Origin of the sequence: Actinomadura barringtoniae (assembly GCF_017573505.1) — a bacterium.
GTDB lineage: Bacteria > Actinomycetota > Actinomycetes > Streptosporangiales > Streptosporangiaceae > Spirillospora > Spirillospora barringtoniae.
Genome location: NZ_JAGEOJ010000002.1, coordinates 294,145 through 311,483, shown reverse-complemented (window position 1 = coordinate 311,483; position 17,339 = coordinate 294,145). Strand labels below are relative to the sequence as shown.

18 protein-coding genes and 1 pseudogene are annotated in these 17,339 nt (G+C 71.0%); 14 read left to right on the top strand and 5 right to left on the bottom strand.

The features are described 5' to 3' along the window. Nucleotides 1-152: 152 nt before the first annotated feature. From J4573_RS05310 to J4573_RS05285, 6 genes are all read left to right on the top strand, one after another. Nucleotides 153-1,865, top strand: a complete 1,713-nt coding sequence (locus J4573_RS05310; protein WP_208254097.1) for an ABC transporter substrate-binding protein — start codon at nt 153-155, stop codon at nt 1,863-1,865. Between the two features lie 9 nt (nt 1,866-1,874). Continuing rightward, the gene (locus tag J4573_RS05305; RefSeq protein WP_208254096.1) at nt 1,875-2,828 is read left to right on the top strand and encodes an ABC transporter permease; all 954 of its coding nucleotides are present in this window, start codon (nt 1,875-1,877) and stop codon (nt 2,826-2,828) included. Further along, complete coding sequence (locus J4573_RS05300; RefSeq protein WP_208254095.1) at nt 2,825-3,814, top strand: ABC transporter permease; 990 nt, start codon at nt 2,825-2,827, stop codon at nt 3,812-3,814. Before J4573_RS05305 ends, J4573_RS05300 begins: the two co-directional genes overlap by 4 nt. After that, nucleotides 3,811-5,397, top strand: coding sequence for an ABC transporter ATP-binding protein (locus J4573_RS05295; protein WP_208254094.1), 1,587 nt, complete (start codon nt 3,811-3,813; stop codon nt 5,395-5,397). The genes J4573_RS05300 and J4573_RS05295 overlap by 4 nt, the downstream gene beginning before the upstream one ends. Then, a complete protein-coding gene (locus tag J4573_RS05290) occupies nt 5,394-6,158 on the top strand; it encodes an ATP-binding cassette domain-containing protein (protein WP_208254093.1) in 765 nt (254 codons plus the stop codon). The genes J4573_RS05295 and J4573_RS05290 overlap by 4 nt, the downstream gene beginning before the upstream one ends. A 97-nt stretch (nt 6,159-6,255) precedes the next feature. Further along, on the top strand, nt 6,256-6,990 hold the full coding sequence (locus J4573_RS05285) for a DUF4389 domain-containing protein (RefSeq protein WP_208254092.1): 735 nt from the start codon (nt 6,256-6,258) through the stop codon (nt 6,988-6,990). Here the strand turns inward: J4573_RS05285 and J4573_RS05280 are convergent. The 4 genes and pseudogenes from J4573_RS05280 to J4573_RS53675 all read right to left on the bottom strand — a co-directional run bounded on the left by J4573_RS05280 (nt 6,987) and on the right by J4573_RS53675 (nt 10,127). Further along, entirely contained in the window at nt 6,987-7,859 is an 873-nt protein-coding gene (locus tag J4573_RS05280; RefSeq protein ID WP_208254091.1) for an LLM class F420-dependent oxidoreductase, read from the bottom strand. The two genes, J4573_RS05285 and J4573_RS05280, sit on opposite strands and share 4 nt — an antisense overlap. Before the next feature lie 34 nt (nt 7,860-7,893). Beyond that, nucleotides 7,894-8,577, bottom strand: a complete 684-nt coding sequence (locus J4573_RS56630; RefSeq protein ID WP_372442813.1) for a site-specific integrase — start codon at nt 8,575-8,577, stop codon at nt 7,894-7,896. Between the two features lie 24 nt (nt 8,578-8,601). Then, a pseudogene (locus tag J4573_RS56625) lies at nt 8,602-9,732 on the bottom strand (RNA polymerase sigma factor); the annotation flags it as partial. Nucleotides 9,733-9,803: 71 nt separating this feature from the next. Continuing rightward, complete coding sequence (locus J4573_RS53675; protein ID WP_243772483.1) at nt 9,804-10,127, bottom strand: YciI family protein; 324 nt, start codon at nt 10,125-10,127, stop codon at nt 9,804-9,806. Nucleotides 10,128-10,280: 153 nt separating this feature from the next. Between J4573_RS53675 and J4573_RS05270 the strand changes: the two genes are divergently transcribed. The 8 genes from J4573_RS05270 (at nt 10,281) to J4573_RS05235 (ending at nt 16,016) form a co-directional block, all read left to right on the top strand. After that, a complete protein-coding gene (locus J4573_RS05270) occupies nt 10,281-10,949 on the top strand; it encodes a DUF998 domain-containing protein (protein WP_208254089.1) in 669 nt (222 codons plus the stop codon). Between the two features lie 54 nt (nt 10,950-11,003). Continuing rightward, the gene (locus J4573_RS05265; RefSeq protein ID WP_208254088.1) at nt 11,004-11,297 is read left to right on the top strand and encodes a DUF4287 domain-containing protein; all 294 of its coding nucleotides are present in this window, start codon (nt 11,004-11,006) and stop codon (nt 11,295-11,297) included. 79 nt (nt 11,298-11,376) lie between these two features. Then, nucleotides 11,377-11,964: a hypothetical protein gene (locus J4573_RS05260; protein ID WP_208254087.1), complete on the top strand. Its 588-nt coding sequence runs from the start codon at nt 11,377-11,379 to the stop codon at nt 11,962-11,964. A gap of 41 nt (nt 11,965-12,005) precedes the next feature. Next, nucleotides 12,006-12,386 carry a helix-turn-helix transcriptional regulator gene (locus J4573_RS05255; protein WP_208254443.1) on the top strand — a complete coding sequence of 127 codons (381 nt, stop codon included), beginning with the start codon at nt 12,006-12,008 and terminating at the stop codon, nt 12,384-12,386. A gap of 5 nt (nt 12,387-12,391) precedes the next feature. Further along, complete coding sequence (locus tag J4573_RS05250; protein WP_208254086.1) at nt 12,392-12,802, top strand: VOC family protein; 411 nt, start codon at nt 12,392-12,394, stop codon at nt 12,800-12,802. 136 nt (nt 12,803-12,938) lie between these two features. Continuing rightward, entirely contained in the window at nt 12,939-15,038 is a 2,100-nt protein-coding gene (locus J4573_RS05245) for an MMPL family transporter (protein WP_208254085.1), read from the top strand. Beyond that, complete coding sequence (locus J4573_RS05240; protein ID WP_208254084.1) at nt 15,035-15,436, top strand: hypothetical protein; 402 nt, start codon at nt 15,035-15,037, stop codon at nt 15,434-15,436. Before J4573_RS05245 ends, J4573_RS05240 begins: the two co-directional genes overlap by 4 nt. A 118-nt stretch (nt 15,437-15,554) precedes the next feature. Further along, nucleotides 15,555-16,016, top strand: coding sequence for a carboxymuconolactone decarboxylase family protein (locus J4573_RS05235; RefSeq protein WP_208254083.1), 462 nt, complete (start codon nt 15,555-15,557; stop codon nt 16,014-16,016). On the opposite strand, the gene J4573_RS05230 is transcribed toward J4573_RS05235, so the two are convergent. Beyond that, complete coding sequence (locus J4573_RS05230) at nt 16,001-17,335, bottom strand: APC family permease (RefSeq protein ID WP_208254082.1); 1,335 nt, start codon at nt 17,333-17,335, stop codon at nt 16,001-16,003. The two genes, J4573_RS05235 and J4573_RS05230, sit on opposite strands and share 16 nt — an antisense overlap. Nucleotides 17,336-17,339: the final 4 nt, after the last annotated feature.

Sequence of the window (17,339 nt, the reverse complement as noted above, 5' to 3'; positions counted from 1 at the left end):
GCGCCCTTAAGGGTGCTGTTTGAGGGCGCTCAGAGCAAGATCGGCGTGGTAACAAGATCGACGTAAGGCGACTAAATAGGTAGGAAAAGTTGCTATTTGGGAGGGTGGGCGTTAGGTTCGGGCGCGCACCTAGTCCGAAAGAGGCATCCCCCATGAGCTTGAGACCGACCCTGCTGCTTGGCGCCGCGCTGCTGGCGATCACTTCCACCGCCGCCGCGTGCGGCGGTGACGACAGCGGATCTGGTGGATCGTCGTCGGCGGCGTTCGACCCCAAGACCTGCCAGGGCGGCACGCTCACCGTGCTCAACCAGAGCGGCCTGGCCAAGTTCGACCCGGCCACGCTCTACACCTCCGGCGGCGGGGCGCTGCCGACGCTGGTCTACCGCACGCTGACCACCCGGCAGCGGGTCGCGGGGGAGGCGGGCACCAAGCCGGTCCCCGACCTGGCCACCGACCTCGGCACCCCGAGCGACGACGCCAAGACCTGGAAGTACACGCTGCGCGACGGGCTGAAGTTCGACGACGGCACGCCGATCACCTCCAAGGACGTCAAGTACGGCATCGAGCGCTCGTTCTCGCCCGACCTGCCGGGCGGCGCGCCCTACCTGCACGACTGGCTGGTCGACGCCGCCGACTACAAGGGCCCCTACAAGGGCGGCGCCGACCTGAAGTCGATCGAGACGCCCGACGACAAGACGATCGTCTTCAAGCTGCGGCAGCCGCACGGCGACTTCCCCTACCTGGCCACCGCCACCCAGTTCGCGCCGGTCCCGAAGGCCAAGGACACCGGTACCAAGTACCAGAACGCCCCGGTCTCCAGCGGCCCCTACAAGGTCGAGAAGTACGAGCTGGGCAAGAAGCTGGTCCTGGTCCGCAACACCTACTGGTCGCGGGCCGTCGACACCCAGCGCCTCGCCTGCCCGGACCGCATCGAGGTCACCGCCGGGCTGGACACGGCCGTGATCAACCAGCGGCTCGCCAGCAGCGCGGGCGCCGACTCCCGTGCCATCACCACCGACACCAGCGCGGGCCCGCAGCAGCTCGCCCAGCTCGCCGGCGACCCGGCGCTGGCCAAGCGGGTCTCGCGCGGGATCTTCGGCGAGACCAAGTACATCGCGTTCGACACCACCAAGAAGCCGTTCAACGACATCCGGGTGCGCCAGGCGGTCGCCTACGCGGTCAACCGGCAGTCGGTGGTCAACGCGGTCGGCGGCTCGGCGCTGGCGTCCCCGGCGACCACGTTCCTGCCCGAGGGCAAGGCGTTCGGCCAGCAGCCCTACGACTACTTCCCGGCGGGCGAGAGCGGCAACGCCGCCAAGGCCAAGGAACTGCTGGCCCAGGCCGGTTATCCGAACGGCCTGAAGACCGATCTGGCCTTCCCGAACTGGGACTCCGACCTCTACGGCCCCAAGGTCGCCGCGGCGGTCCAGGACGCGCTGAAGCAGGCGGGCATCACCGTCAACCCCAAGTCCTACAGCGAGGAGGACTACCGCACGATCACCGGCAAGCCCGCCACGCAGCCCGCGCTGAGCCTCCAGTCGTGGGGCGCCGACTGGCCCGCCGGCGGGCCGTTCCTCATCCCGATCTACGACGGCCGGCAGATCCTCAAGGACGGCGGCAACTACAACCTCGCGCAGCTGAACGACCCGGCGGTCAACAAGGAGATCGACGCGATCAACAAGATCACCGACCTGGCGCAGGCAGCACCGCGCTGGGGCGCGCTGGACGCGACCGTCGGCAAGCAGGCGACGCTCGTGCCGCTGATCCACCCGAAGACGGTCGCGCTGTTCGGCAAGAGCGTGAAGAACACCTACACCGACGAGTGGCGCGGCTGGTACGACGTCTCCTCGGTCTCGGTGAAGTAAGCCCGCGCGGTGAGCGTTCTCGAATCCGAGGCCGGTGCCGGGGCGGAGTCCGTACGGGAGGCTCCGCCCCGGCGGCGGCAGACCTGGCGGCGGCTGCGGTCCGACCGTGCCGCGATGGCGGCCCTGGCCGTCGTGGCGGCGATGGTCGTGGCCGCGCTGGCCGCGCCGCTGCTGGCCGCGCTGGAGGGGCAGGACCCCACCACGTTCCACAGCGGCCTGCTCGACTCCGAGCGCGGCGGCCTGCCCAAGGGCGCGCTCGGCGGGATCAGTGCCGACCACTGGCTCGGCGTGGAGCCCGGCACGGGCCGCGACGTGTTCGCGCGCGTCGTCTACGGAGCCCGCGTCTCGCTCGGCGTCGCGCTCGGGGCGACCGTGCTGGAGCTGGTCATCGGCATCACGATCGGGCTGGCCGCCGGGTTCGGCGGCCGGTGGGCCGACGGCGTGCTCAGCCGGGTGACCGATCTGTCGCTGGCCTTCCCCTACTTCCTGCTCGCGCTGGCGCTCATGGCGATCGTGCCGCAGTCGGTGCCGCGCCCGCTGCTGGTGGGCTGCGTCATCGCCGCCGTCAACTGGGGAAACATCGCGCGCCTGACCCGCAACCAGACGCAGACGCTGCGCACGCGCGAGTACGTGGACGCGGCCCGCCTGACCGGCGCGCGGCGGTCGCGCATCGCGCTCCGCGAGATCCTGCCGGGCCTGGCGTCGCCGCTGCTGGCGGTCGGCGCGCTGAAGGTCCCGACGAACATGGTGAACGAGGCGGCGCTGTCGTTCCTCGGCGCGGGCGTACGGCCGCCGACGCCCTCGTGGGGGCAGATGCTGTCGTCGGCCACGACGTGGTTCCGCACCGACCCGATGTACGTGATCGTCCCGGGCGGGCTGCTGTTCGTCACGCTGCTGGCCTTCACGGTGCTCGCCGACGCGGTGCGCAAGGCCATGGACCCCCGCTGGAGCGCCCGTTCATGACCTGGTATTCGGTGCGCCGGCTCGGCGCCACGGTCGCGGTGCTGCTGGCGCTGTCGGCGATCGTTTACGTGCTCTTCTACCTGACGCCCGGCGATCCGGCCGTGCTGGCGTGCGGCAAGGGCTGCAACGCCGAACGGCTGGCCCTGACCGAGCACAAGCTCGGCCTGGACGAGTCCGTCTACCTGCAGTACTGGCATTTCCTGGAGGGGCTGGTCGTCGGCCGGGACTACTCGGCGGGGACGGACGTGAGCCACTGCCCGGCGCCCTGCCTCGGCTACTCGTTCCAGACCGACCAGCCCGTGACGCAGATGCTGCTCGACCGCCTGCCCGTATCGCTGTCGCTCACGCTGGGCGCGACGCTGCTGTCGCTGGTGCTGGGCATCTCGGCCGGGCTCCAGTCGGCGCTGCGGCGCGGGCGGCTGAGCGAACGGCTGCTGACCGGGGTGACGCTGCTCGGGTTCTCGACCCCGGTGTTCCTGATCGGGCTCGTCCTGCTGCTGATCTTCTGCGCGTACCTGCGGTGGCTGCCGTTCCCGGCGTACGTGCCGCTGACCGACGACCCGGCCGCGTGGGCGCGCAACCTCATCCTGCCGTGGGCGTCGCTGGCGCTGATCGAGGCCGCGGTGTACGCGCGGATCACCCGGGCGGGCGCGCTGGAGACGCTGGTGGAGGACCACATCCGCACGTTCCGCGCGTACGGGATCAGGGAGCGGCAGGTGATCGCCCGGCACGCGATGCGCGGCGCCCTCACCCCGGTCGTCACCCTCACCGCCGTCGAGGTCGCCCAGATGATGACGGCCGCCGTGCTCACCGAGACCATGTTCGGCCTGCCCGGCATCGGCAAGCTGACGGTCGAGTCGGTCAACAACGTCGACCTGCCGGTGGTCGTCGGGGTGACCGTGCTCGCCGGGACGCTTGTCGTGCTCGCCAACACCGCCGCCGACCTGCTGCACGCGGCCATCGATCCGAGAGTGAAGCTCGCATGACGACTCCGGCACTTTCGGTGCGGGACCTGCGGGTCCGGTACGGCGGCGACGGCGGGCGGGAGGCGCTCAAGGGAGTCTCGTTCGACCTGGAGCCGGGGCGGGCGCTCGGGGTCGTGGGGGAGAGCGGCAGCGGCAAGTCGACGCTCGCGCTGTCCCTGCTGCGCCTGCACGGGTCGGCGGCCGAGGTCGAGGGGGAGATCCTGGCCGGCGGCGTCGACGTGCTGGCCGCCTCCGGTGAGGAGCTGCGGCGGCTGCGCGGCGGCCGGATCGCGATGGTGTTCCAGGACCCGCTGTCCTCGCTCGACCCGTATCTGCGGGTGGGCGACCAGATCGCCGAGGTGTACCGCGCCCACCATTCGGTCACACGGCGGGAGGCGCGCGCCAAGGCGGTGGAGGTGCTCGAACGCGTCGGCATCCCGGTGCGGCGGGCACGCGCCTATCCGCACGAGTTCTCAGGCGGCATGCGACAGCGGGCGCTCATCGCGATGGCACTGGCCCTGGAGCCGCGCGTGCTGGTCGCCGACGAGCCGACGACCGCGCTCGACGTGACCGTTCAGGCCCGGCTGCTGGATCTGCTGAACGAGCTGCGCGCCGAGACCGGGATGGCGTTGCTGCTGGTCAGCCACGACTTCGGTGTGGTGGCGCGGGCCGCCGACGAGATCCTGGTGATGCGGGACGGGCAGGCCGTCGAGCAGGGTCCGGCAGCCTCGGTGCTGGACGATCCGTCCGAGCCGTACACCCGCGAACTGCTCGCCGCCGTGCCTCGCCTCGATGCTCCACCCGCGGAGCGGTCCGGGCGCGGCGACGAGGTGCTGATGGAGGTGTCGGAACTGCGGCGGGACTTCGTGTCCGGGCCGCCGCTGCGCCGCGAGACCCTGCACGCGGTCGACGGGGTCACCTTCGACGTGCGGCGCGGCGAGACGCTCGGGGTCGTGGGGGAGAGCGGCAGCGGCAAGTCGACGCTCGCGCGGATGCTCGTCCGGCTGCTGGAGCCCACGTCCGGGCGGATCGAGTTCGCCGGCCAGGACCTCGGCGCGCTGGGCGAACGGCGGCTCCGGGCCGTCCGCCGGGACCTGCAGATGGTCTTCCAGGATCCGGTCGCCTCGCTCAACCCGCGCCGGACGGTCGGCGAGAGCATCGCCGACCCGCTGCGCGTGCTGGGCGAGGCCGAGCCGGTGAAGGCCGCGCGGGACCTGATGGAACGCGTCGGCCTCGACCCCGGCCGCTACGACGCCTACCCGCATGAGTTCTCGGGCGGGCAGCGGCAGCGGGTCGGCATCGCGCGGGCGCTGGCGCCGAAGCCCCGGCTGCTGGTCTGCGACGAGCCGGTCACCTCGCTGGACGTCACGACGCAGGCCCAGGTGCTCGCGCTGCTCGCCGAGCTTCAGGAGGACCTGGACCTCACGCTGGTGTTCGTCTCGCACGATCTGGCGGTCGTACGGCAGGTCAGCGACCGGGTCGCCGTCATGCGCCAGGGCAAGGTCGTGGAGCTCGCGGATGCCGGCGAGGTCTACGCCTCGCCCCGGCACGAGTACACCAAGGAGCTGCTGTCGGCCGCGCCGGTCCCCGCGAGCCCCGGATGATCGAGATCGACGGGCTGACCGTGCGGCTCGGCGACCGGCCGCCCGTTCTGCGGCGGGTGTCGCTGTCGGTCGCGCCGGGCGAACGGGTCGGGCTGACCGGCGCGCCCGGGGCGGGCAAGTCGCTCACGGCGCTGGCGGTCATGGGGTTGCTGCCCGGGGACGCGCGGACGTCGGGGCGGGTCCTGGTCGGCGGCCGCGTGCTGGTCGGCGGGCATGTGCTGGGCGGCCCGCGCGACGTTCTCGGCATGCGGGAACGCGAGCTGGCGCGGCTGCGCGGCGACCGCGTGGCGATGGTGTCCCAGGAGCCGATGAACGGGCTGGACCCCAAGCTGCGCGTGGGGCGGCAGGTCATGCTGGCCGTGCGGCAGCACCGCGGCCTGTCGAGAGCCGAGGCCAGGACCCGGACGGCCGCGCTGCTGCGGCGCGTCGAGGTCGGCCCGGACGTGTCCGGCGCCTACCCGCGCGACCTGCCGCAATGGCAACGGCAGCGGGTCGCGCTGGCGCTCGCCCTGGCCCGCGACCCCGCCACGCTGATCTGCGACGAACCCGCCACCACACGCGACGCCGGCGTGCTGGAACTGATCGACTGGCTGGTGACCGAGCGCCGCACCGGCCTGCTGCTCATCTCGCGCGACGAGGACGTGGTGGCGCGCATGTGCGGCCGCGTGGTGGAGCTGCGCGGCGGGCGCGTCGTACGCGATGGACCACTCACAGAGGCCCTGGAAGGCGCCATGGAAAGGCCGGATCCGGACGCAGGGTGACCGCTGTCGGACGCGGAGTCTCCGGCAGGCCGGCTGAGGGGTACCTTCCATGCACCCTTTCCGCTCCCCGCGCTCGCCCTCTCCGCAGGAGAACGCCATGGCGTCTGCCACCGCACCCACCGCCGGGGAGTTCCTTCCCCAACTCGACGTCGACGGGCCCGCGCCGCAATCGCGCGTCACCGTGTTCTTCCGGCTGATCCTGCTGATCCCGCAGTGGTTCGTGCTCATCTTCGTCAGCATCGCCGCGTTCTTCGTGCAGGTGATCGGCTGGTTCGCGGCGCTGTTCATGGGGCGCCTGCCCGACTGGGCCGCCGAGTTCCTGACCGGCTATCTGAGCTGGTGGACTCGCGTGAGCGCGTACGGCACCCTGCTGGTCGACCAGTACCCGCCGTTCGCCATGCGGGCGCCCGACTACACGGTTCGGATCGAGGTGCGGCCGGGCCCGCTCAACCGCCTCGCGGTGTTCTTCCGTTTCATCCTGCTCATCCCGGCCGCCATCCTCAGCGCCCTTCTCAGCTACGGCTGGCAGGTCGCCGGCTTCGTCATCTGGCTGTTCGTGCTGATCAACGGCTCCATGCCGCAGGCGCTGTTCGAGGCGACGGCGGCGGTACAGCGCTACGCGATGCGCTACAACGCGTACGTGATGCTGCTGACCTCCGCCTACCCCAAGGGCCCGTTCGGAGACCAGGACAGCCCGCAGGCCGCCCAGCCGCGCGCCTCGGCCACGCGCCCGCTGCTCGTCAGCAGCAACGGGCGCACGCTCCTCATCGTCTTCATCGTGCTGGGCGTCGTCGGCTACCTCGCCCAGACCAGCCTGCAGCTCAACCGCTAACGGCCCGAGGGAACGATGTCCTTGGTCTGCTGAACGGTCTCGGCGAGGATGCCCGCCAGGTCCTGACCGGTGCCCTGCGAGAAGATCGCCTGATCGATGCCCGCCTCGGCGAGCCGGCCGACGGTCTCCACGGCCTGGTCGACCGACGGCTTCTCGGTGCGGAAGAACGTCAGCGCGGTCTTCTCGATCTCGGCGTAGTCGCGGCCCTCGCGCCCGCAGTGCTCCTGGAGCACCTGCAGCTTGTGGGCCAGCTCCGGCGAGTCGAACAGGTTGGTCGCGTCGGCGTACTTGGCGACGAACCGCAGCGTCTTCTTCTCACCGCCGCCGCCGATGAGGATCGGCAGGTGCGGCCGGTGCAGCGGCGCGGGCGAGTTGAGGGGCCGCTCCAGCTGGTAGTGCTTGCCGTCGAAGGCCTTCTCGTCGCCGGACCGCATCTGGTGGAAGATCCGCAGCGTCTCCTCGAGCCGTTCGAACCGCTCGGCGATCGGCGGGAACGGGATGCCGAGCCCGCGCGACTCCTCGTCGTTCCAGGCGGCCCCGATGCCGAGGATCGCCCGCCCGCCCGACAGCACGTCGAGGGTGGTGACCGTCTTGGCGAGGACGCCGGGGTGCCGGTAGGTCACGCCGGTGACCATCGTGCCGAGCAGGATTCGCTCGGTCTGCGCCGCCGCGTACGACAGCGCGGTGTAGCCCTCCAGCATCGGGTCCTCGGGCGGGCCGACCATGCCGATCTGGAAGAAGTGGTCCATGACCCAGAGCGAGCGGAGGCCGCCCTGGTCCGCCTCGCGGGCGATCCGGCTGAACTCGGGCGCGATCTGCTCCTGCCCGCCCGAGAAGGTGAAGCTGGGAATCTGAAGGCCAATGCGCATGCGTCTCACTTTGCTACCTGGAGCGCGCTCCAGGTCAACCCTTGAGGGCATGCAGGGTGAATCCGGTCGATTTCTTGAAGAGGTATTCGGCGCGTTCATAGGAGAGCCGGCGCCTGCCTGTGTCAGGGCAGAGGTTCTCGGGCGCCGGCGTACGGGCGGGCGCGGGGCGGCGATCGGACAGGAAGAGCGGGCCTCGGGTCCGGTCGCCGATCAGGTCGGGGAGCAGGCGGGCGGTCGCCGAACGCCAGGCCACCTTGCCGTCGCGGGACCGGCGGTCGTCCAGGTCGAGGTCGTCGACGTCGAGGGCCAGAACGGTGGTGATGGGGGCTCCCGACTCGTACAGGAGGCGGTAGAGCGTGCGTTCGCGCAGCGGGAGGTCGCGTTCCCAGAGGTCGTTCAGCGGGCGCTGTGAGGGCTTGGGGCCAGCCTGCTTGGGCCCGGTGTGCTCGGGGCGGCGTTCCAGCGCTCCGGCCAGGTCGTCGAGGGAGGCCCATTCGCCGAACGACTTGACGGCCGAGCGGTGCCGGTTCCAGGTCTTGGCGGCGGCGGTGCTCCAAGCGGTCTCGAAGACCTGCGCCACCTTGCCTGGGGTCAGTGACGCCAGGGGAGTTCGGCCGCCGAGCGAGCGGCGCAGCCTGGTGAGGGTCTGGCCGTACGAATGGGCCGTCGCGGGCGCCAGGGTCGCGAGGAACTCCTCGGCCGCGTCGGCAAGGGCCACCCCTTCGCCGGCAGGCAGATCCGCGGCTCGCGCCAGCAGGAAGTCCCGTTCGGCATCGTTGCGGGTCAGCGAGGCGGCACGTTCGAACTCCAGCCGGGCCTCGCTCGCCCGATCCAGCCGCAGCAGCAGGTCGCCCCGGATGCTCGGCAGCAGGTGGTAGTCGCGCAGCGCAGGGTCGGCCTGGAGCTCGTCCACCAGGTCCAGCGCCACCTGCGGCCCCTGCGCCCGTCCGATCGCCACCGCCCGGTTGAGCCGCACGATCGGCGTCGGCAGCTGGCGTACGAGGGCCTCGTACAGGGCCGCGATCTGGGCCCAGTCGGTCGCCTCGGCCGTGCGCGCCTGTGCGTGCGTGACGGCGATCGCGGCCTGCAGCACGTACGGGCCGGGCGGGCGCCTCAGCTCGCGGGCCCGCAGCATCGCGGTGAACCCGCGCCGGATCAGCAGCTGGTCCCAGCGCCCCCGGTTCTGCTCGTGCAGCTGGATCGGCTCGCCCGACGGGCCCGTACGGGCCGCCAGCCGTGACGCGTGGATCTCCATCAGCGCCACGAGGCCGTGCACCTCGGGCTCGTCGGGCGCCAGCTCGGCCAGCAGCCGCCCGAGCCGCAGCGCCTCCAGGCACAGGCCCGGCCGCATCAGGTCCGCGCCCGACGTCGCCGAGTACCCCTCGTTGAAGATCAGGTAGATGACCCCGAGGACCGCGCTCAGCCGTTCGCCCAGCTCGTCGCCCTCGGGCAGGTCGAACGGCACCCGATGCTCGGCGAGGGTCTGCTTGGCCGCGGCGATCCGCTGGGCGATCCGCTGCTCGTTCACCAGGAACGCCCGCGCGATCTCCGCGGCGGTCAGGCCGCCGAGCAGCCGCAGCGTCAAGGCCACCCGGGCCGCCGTGGGCAGCACCGGGTGGCACGAGATGAACATGAGGCGGAGCACGTCGTCCTGCTCGGGCTCGCGCTCCTCCTCGTCCAGCTCGCGGGCCAGCTGCTCCTGCTTGCGCTCGAGCCGCTGGGAGCGCCTGATGTGATCGACGGCCCGGCGCTTGGCGGTGGTCATCAGCCAGGCGCCGGGGTTGTCGGGGACGCCGGACTCCGGCCACTGCTCCAGGGCCGCCACCAGGGCGTCCTGGGCCAGCTCCTCGGCGAGCCCGACGTCGTTCACCATCCGGGTCAGCGTCGCGATGATCTTCGCCGACTCGAACTTCCAGACGCCGTCGATCGCGGCATGGGCGTCCGTCAGAACACCTCCTGGATGATGCTCACGCCGTCGCCCACGATCTTGCGGAACCGGCGGGCGAGCTCCAGGGCCTCCTCCTTGCTGCGGACCTCGACCAGGGCGAACCCGGCGACGGCCTCCTTGGCCTCGGCGAACGGTCCGTCCGTCACGGTGATCTCGTCGCCGGCCGAGACCATCTGGACGCCCTCGGGGGCCAGGCCGCCGGTGGCCAGCAGCACGCCCGAGGCGCTCAGCTCCTCGACGAACGCGGCCATCTCGGCGAACAGCCTCTCGTCGGGGGCCGGGGTCGTGTCGGTCGACTTGCTCATCATCAGGTAACGCATGGGGATCTCCCTCTGTCCGTCGTCCGAGCCGCTGTGACCCGGTCGCTTGCCCACACGTCGAACAAGCCGATGTGACAGGGAACGGTCTCATTCCCTGTCATATCTCCAGATCGACGTCCAGGCAAGCGAACCGAACACGAGAGAGGCAAGGACATGACCACCACGTACCGGCCCACCATCACCCGCAAGACCGTTGCCGCCCGCTCCTCCGCGATCTCGACCCGTTCCCTCCTGGCCGCCGCCGTGATCTCCGCGCCGCTGTGGGCCACGGTCTCGCTCGCCCAGGCGGCGACCCGCGAGGGCTTCGACATCACCCGCCATCCCCTGAGCGCGCTGAGCGACGGAGCTCTGGGCTGGCTGCAGATCACCAACTTCCTCGTCTGCGGCGTCCTCACCATCGCCGGCGCGGTCGGCCTCCGCCGCGTCCTCCCGAGCAAGTGGGCCCCGCGCCTGGTCGCGGTCAACGGCGCGGGGATGTTCGCCGCCGGGCTCCTGGTCATGGACCCGGCCGACGGGTTCCCCGTCGGAACCCCCGCAGGGATGCCAGCCTCGATGAGCTGGCACAGCTACGGCCACATGATCTCCGGCTCGATCGCCTTCACCGCCCTGATAGCCGCCTGCTACGTGCTGGGCCGCCACTTCGGCCGTTCGGGCGACCGTGCCCGCGCCGTCGCCTCCCGCGTCGCCGGAACGGCCCTCCTGCTGGGCAACGCATGGCCGATGACCGGTGGGAAAGCCGGCTCCCTCACCCTGGCGATCGGCGCCATCACCGCCATGCTCTGGATCTCCGCAGTGGCCGCCCACTACCGCCGTTCCGCCTGACAACCCGATCTGCCACCATCAAAACGCACGCCATACATCTCACAGGAGCACGACATGTCCTTCCAGGCCTACCTTGACAACATCGAAGGCAAGACCGGTCTCACGCCCCGCCAGTTCATCGATCTCGCCCGTGAGCGCGGCCTGGACGCCCCCTCCACCAAGGCGGGAGCCATCGTCGACTGGCTCAAGGAGGACTATGACCTCGGCCGCGGCCACGCCATGGCGCTCGTCCACGTGATCAAGAAGGGTCCCACGATCGGCGCCAAGCACGTCGGGGCCGCCGGCGCCCACCGCGACGCCTCCGACACCCTCTGGCTCGACGGCAAGGACACCAACCCCGCGCAATGATCCGGCATGATCCGTGTGACGAGGGCCCATCCGCTGCCGGATGGGCCTTTCGTTGTGTTTTGCCTGGATAATGGCCCGCGTGATCGTTGTTGGAACGCTGCTGCTGATGGTGGTGCTGGCCGTTCTGCTGCCGTTGCGCGCAGTGCGGCCGGGCCTCCTCGGGCGGCTGCGGTGGTGGGTGCTGGGCGTGATCGCCGCGGCGCTGGTGTTCGCCGGTGCCACCGACCCCCGTGGGTTGCTGGCGGGGGTCTTCCTGGCGGTGTTCGTGACGCTGGTGGCCTGGCCGGTCGTCGGGGTGGGCGCGGTCGTGGTCGGGGCGCTGGCCGTACGGTCCGGGCTGAAGCCGGGGCCTGAGGCGGCCCGGGCGACGTGGGTGCGGTTGTCGTGGACGTGGCTGCTGGCGGCGATCTCGGTGTACGGGTATGGGCTGACCCGCGCCAAGGGGACCTTCGCGCTGGATCCCGGTGACTCGTGCCGCTTCGGGGGCTCGTACGACCCGGACGGGCACACGAGTCTGCTGCCGCTGAGCGACACGACCTGCGGGTCCGAGGCGGTGCCCGGGTTCGTCAATCCGCTGCTCGCGGTGCTGGTGGGACTTGTGGTGATCTGCGCGGTGGGTGCCGTGGCCGCCGCCGCGAGGCAGGGGCGTGCGAGGATGGAAGCGTGAATCCGGAGGATCTGGTCCTGTTGCGGCGGGCTCGCGACCAGATGGACCGCGACTACGCGCAGCCGCTGGACGTGCCGGCGCTGGCGCGGGGCGCCCTCATGTCGCCCGGGCACTTCTCGCGGAGCTTCCGGGCGGCGTTCGGCGAGACGCCTTACAGCTACCTGATGACGCGGCGGATCGAGCGGGCCAAGGCTCTGCTGCGGCGCGGCGACCTGAGCGTGACCGAGGTCTGCTTCGAGGTCGGGTGTTCGTCGCTGGGCTCGTTCAGCACCCGGTTCACCGAGCTGGTGGGGGAGAGCCCGAGCGCCTACCTGAAGCGCGATCACGCCGATGGGGCGGCCATTCCCGCGTGTTACGCCAAGCTTTACACGCGACCGGTCAGGAACGGAGAAGCCAAGAAGGGGTCCCCGCCCGTAGCGTGAGCTGCATGGATCTCAGGGTTTCTCACTGCTTCATCGCAGTTCACGATCACGAGCAGGCACTGGCCTTCTACCGGGACGCGCTCGGGCTGGAGGTGCGCAACGACGTCGGGTTCGAAGGGTTCCGCTGGGTGACGCTGGTGTCGCCCACGCAGCCCGAGCTCGAGATCGTTCTCGAACCGGCGAGCGCGGACCCGGCCACCTCGGCGGCCGACAAGAAGGCGCTGGAGGAACTGCTGGCCAAGGGCATGCTTCGCGGGGTCGCCTTTTCCAGCGACGATGTGGACGCCACGTTCGAGCGGGTGCGCAAGACCGGCGCCGAGGTGCTCCAGGAGCCCATGGACCAGGCGTACGGCATGCGCGACTGCGCCTTCCGCGACCCGTCGGGCAACCTCATTCGGGTCAACCAGCGCAAGTAGCCGAGTTCGTTCGGCCTGACGACCGCTTGATCTGACCACCGGCTGACCTGACCGCCGCTGGGCCCGAAGAAACCGGGGCCAGTGGATCATCAACCTGGATATTGAGTGTCCAGAATTCCCCCCTAGGAGTGACGACGTGTCCACGCTGACACGAGAGGCCCAGGAGGTCGGGCCGCCGCCCGGCCGGTACGGCGGCCTCGTGGCCGGGCGCCGGTCCACATGGGCCGTGCTGGCGATCTGGCTGGTGCTGATGGCGGTGGGCGGCTCGCTCGCCGCCAAGCTGGGCTCGGTACAGGACAACGACCCGGTGAGCTGGCTGCCCGCCAGCTCTCAATCGACCAAGGCCGTCGAGGTCGCGGAGAAGCACTTCGCCGAGAAGGACGTCAGCACGGCCGTGGTCGTCTACAGCCGCGACGGCGGGCTGACGGCGGCGGACCTGGCGAAGGTCGAGAACGACCGCGGGGCGCTCAAGGCCTCGGCGGTGAAGGTGTCCGGGGACCGCAAGGCCGCGTTCATCAGCGTCCCCGTCCGTACGGCCGAGAACGACAACGCGGTGCTGGCCGACGGCGTCGACCGGGTCCAGGACGTGGCCGGGACGGGCGTACCGGGCGGGCTCGACGTCAAGGTCACCGGTGAGGCGGGCAGCATCGCCGACTTCATCAGGGTGTACTCCGGCATGGACGGGGTGCTCCTCGGCGTCACGCTCGGGATCGTCGCGCTGCTGTTGCTGGTCACCTATCGCAGCCCGGTGCTGTGGCTGATCCCGTTGCTCGCCGTGGGCCTGGCCGCCCAGGTCGCCGCCGCGGTGGTCTATCTGCTGGCCAAGCACGCGGGGCTGGCGGTGGACGGGCAGAGCTCCTACATCCTGATCGTTCTGGCGCTGGGGGTCGGCACCGACTACGCGCTGCTGCTCATCGCCCGCTATCGGGAGGAGCTGCACCGCCATGCGGACCGGCATGAGGCCATGGCGCACGCGGTGCGCGGATGCCTGCCCGCCATCGCGGCATCGGCCGCGACCGTCGGCGTCGCGACGCTGTGCCTGGTCTTCGGCAGCCTGAACTCCACCCGGGGCCTCGGACCGGTCGTGGCGATCGGCGTCGCGGTGGTGTTCGCGGCGATGATCTCGCTGCTGCCCGCCCTGCTGGTCATCCTCGGGCGCTGGGCGTTCTGGCCGCTGATCCCGCGCTACGACCCGGGTGACCCGGGTGACCAGGGTTACGGGGGAGCGGGCGAGCGGGGCACGGGCCTGTGGGCGCGCGTGGCGCGGACCGTGGGACGGGCGCCGAGGCCGATCTGGATCGGCGCGCTGCTCGTGCTGGTGGCCCTGGCGTTCGGGTCGACCGGGCTGTCGACGGGCCTCACGCAGGCCGAGCAGTTCACCAAGAAGACCGACTCGGTCGTCGGGCAGGAGACCCTCGCCAGGCACTTCCCGGCGGGATCGTCCGCACCGGCCGACCTGTACGTGCGGGCCGGGGAGGCCGCCGCGGCGGTGAGCACCGTGCAGAAGGTGCCGGGCGTCAGCTCGGCGACGCAGGCCGGGTCGGCGGGCGGCTGGACGCACGTCAGCGTCGTCCTGGCCGGTGCACCCGAGACCAAGGACGCCCGGCAGGCCGTCGAACGCGTCCGTACGGCGCTCGATCACGGCGGGGCCCGTTCGGCGGTCGTGGGCGGCGAGAGCGCGGTGGCGCTCGACCGGCACAAGGCCGAGGGCGACGAGGAACGGCTGCTGATCCCGCTGATCTTGGGCATCGTGCTGGTGATGCTGATCGCGCTGCTGCGATCGGTCGCGGCGCCGATCATGCTGCTGGCGTCGGTCGTGCTGTCGTACGCGGCGGCGCTCGGCGCGGCGGCCCTGCTGTTCCAGGCGCTCGGGCATCCGCGGATCGACCGGGGACTGCTGCTGTTCGGCTTCCTCTTCCTGGTGGCGCTCGGCGTCGACTACACGATCTTCCTGATGACGCGTGTGCGGGAGGAGGTCCCGCGGCTCGGGCATCGCGAGGGCGTGCTCACCGGGCTGAGCGTGACCGGCGGCGTGATCACCTCGGCCGGGCTGGTGCTCGCCGGAACGTTCATGATGCTCGCCGTGGTCCCGACCGTCGGCGCGCTGCAGCAGGGCCTGCTGATCGCGGTCGGCGTGCTGCTGGACACCTTCATCGTCCGCAGCCTGCTCATCCCCGCGCTCGCGCTGGAGATCGGCCCGCGCGTCTGGTGGCCGAACGGGAAGGTCCGCGCATGACCGTCCTGCCCTCGTGGCCCGCCCGTACGGTCGCCGTCCTGGCCGTGGTGCACCTGGACGCCCCGATGCTGATCCCGGTGTCGGAGCCCGTACGGGCGGACGGGCGGACGATCCTGCTGAGCGTCCACGGCGCCCAGGCGTCCGCCCTGCGCGGATTGGACGGGCCGCCGGAGGTGGCCGTGCTGATCCTGGCCGAGGGGAGCCTGGCGTTCACCGCGCGCGGCACGGCGCGGGTCGTCGCCCAGCCGATGGCGGGGGCGCCCGACCAGGCCGTCGTCGAGGTCGCCGTCACCGGGATCGAGCCCTGGGAACCGGTGATCGAGCACGGCTCCCTGGCCCTGCGGCAGCTCGCCGTGACCCGGATGCGCTGCCGGATCGCGGCCCACGGAGATTTCTGAAGTTTTCTCGCTCGTCCGGTCACACTCGCCTGGCGGGCTCCGTCAGTGCTGTGACCGACCAGAAAGACCAGCTGAAGCCGGCTAAGCCGGCCGGCTGGGACCAACTAAGGAGACAGTCATGGAAGCTCGCATGAAGAACCCGGCCTACGTTCTCCCCGACGCCCTCAAGGGCATCCAGAACATCTTCAAGGGCATCAACCAGGGCGGCATCTCGCAGGAGCTGCAGGAGCTCGTGGGCCTGCGCGCCAGCCAGATCAACGGGTGCAGCGCCTGCACGCTGGCCCACGTTCAGAGCCTCCGGAAGGCGGGCTCGTCGGAGGAGCGCATCGCGACCGTGGCGGCCTGGCGCGAGGCCCCGTTCTTCACCGAGGCCGAGCAGGCCGCGCTGGAGCTGACCGAGCACGTCACCCGGATGGCCGACCGTTCCGGCAAGGCGGTGTCGGACGAGCTGTGGGACCGGGTCGCCGACCACTACGACGAGAAGGAGCTGTCGGCGATCATCCTCACCATCACGGTGACCAACATGTTCAACCGGCTGAACGCGACGATCGAGGAGCCCGCCGGTCAGACCTGGGGCTGACCATGGCCAGGAGGCGCGGCTCCGCCCGGAGGCCGCGCCTCGGTCGCCGGGCCCGCGCCGCCCGCTCCGGCACGGCGCTTCCAGCCGACGTCCAGCAGGACGCTGAGCGCCAGGATGATCAGCAGCGTCACGATCGAGGCCCGTTCGTGGATCAGCGTCGTGAAGACGAAGGTGATCAGGACGGCCGCGGCGGCGACGATCGCGACGACGAGGATGATCACGTTCGCCCCGGTCTCGTCGCGGACGCGCAGGTGGGCGGCGGTGATGAGGGTGAAGATCAGCAGAGCGACCGCGCTGCCGATCGAGGCGATCGCGTCGAGCTTGAACGCGACGGCCAGGATCAGGCAGGCCACCGCCTGGATCAGCAGCCCGTAGGAGGCCCGTCCGCGGAGGCGGCGGGCCATCACCCCGGGGAACTGGCCGGTCTCGACGAGCCGGTCGGACAGCCCGGCGGCCGGATAGAGGCCCGCGTTGGTGGCTCCCGCTGTGGAGAACAGGGCCGTCACGCTCATGAGCCAGTAGCCGAACTTACCGAGTGAGGGCTCGGCGGCCACCGCCAGCGCGGTGCCGCCGGACGAGATCACCTTGTCGACCGTCAGCGTGCCGAACACGCCGAGCGCGATGGCCACGTAGATGACGGTCGCGATGCCGAGCGCCAGGAACATCGCGCGGGGGAGCTGCTTCTCCGGGCGGGGCAGGTCCTTGGCGGTGAAGGTGATGATGCCGAAGCCGAGGAACGCGAAGAACGTCAGCGCCACGGCCGAGATGATGTCGTGGAACGGCGGGTATCCGGAGAACGCCAGCAGCGACGGCTTCATGTCGGCGATCGTGACCACCGCGAAGACGATCAGGATGCCGAGCACGACGTAGACGATGACAGTCTGGGCACGCGCGACCAGCGTCGAGCCCACGATGTTGACGGCGGTCATCACGACGATGACGAGCGCCGCGAAGACCTTGGCCCACGCGTGGCTCTTGTCGGTGAACATGTCGCTGGCGTAGCTGCCGAACGACACGGCGACCATCGCGGTCACGATGGCGTTCGCCGAGTAGGTCAGCCACGCGGTGACCCCGGTCATGTGGCCGTTGCCGAAGCCCTTCGCGACGTACTCCAGCAGCCCGCCGGCCGTCGGATAGCGCGCGCCGAACTTGGCGAACGAGTAGCCCTGCAGGGCTGCGATGACCCCCGCGATCAGGAACGACAGCCAGACCGCGGCGCCCGCCACCTCCCCGGCGGCCCCGAGGAGCGCGAAGATCCCCGCGCCCACCATCGCCCCGACACCGATGAAAGCGGCCTGCCGTACCGACAGCGATGCCATGTCG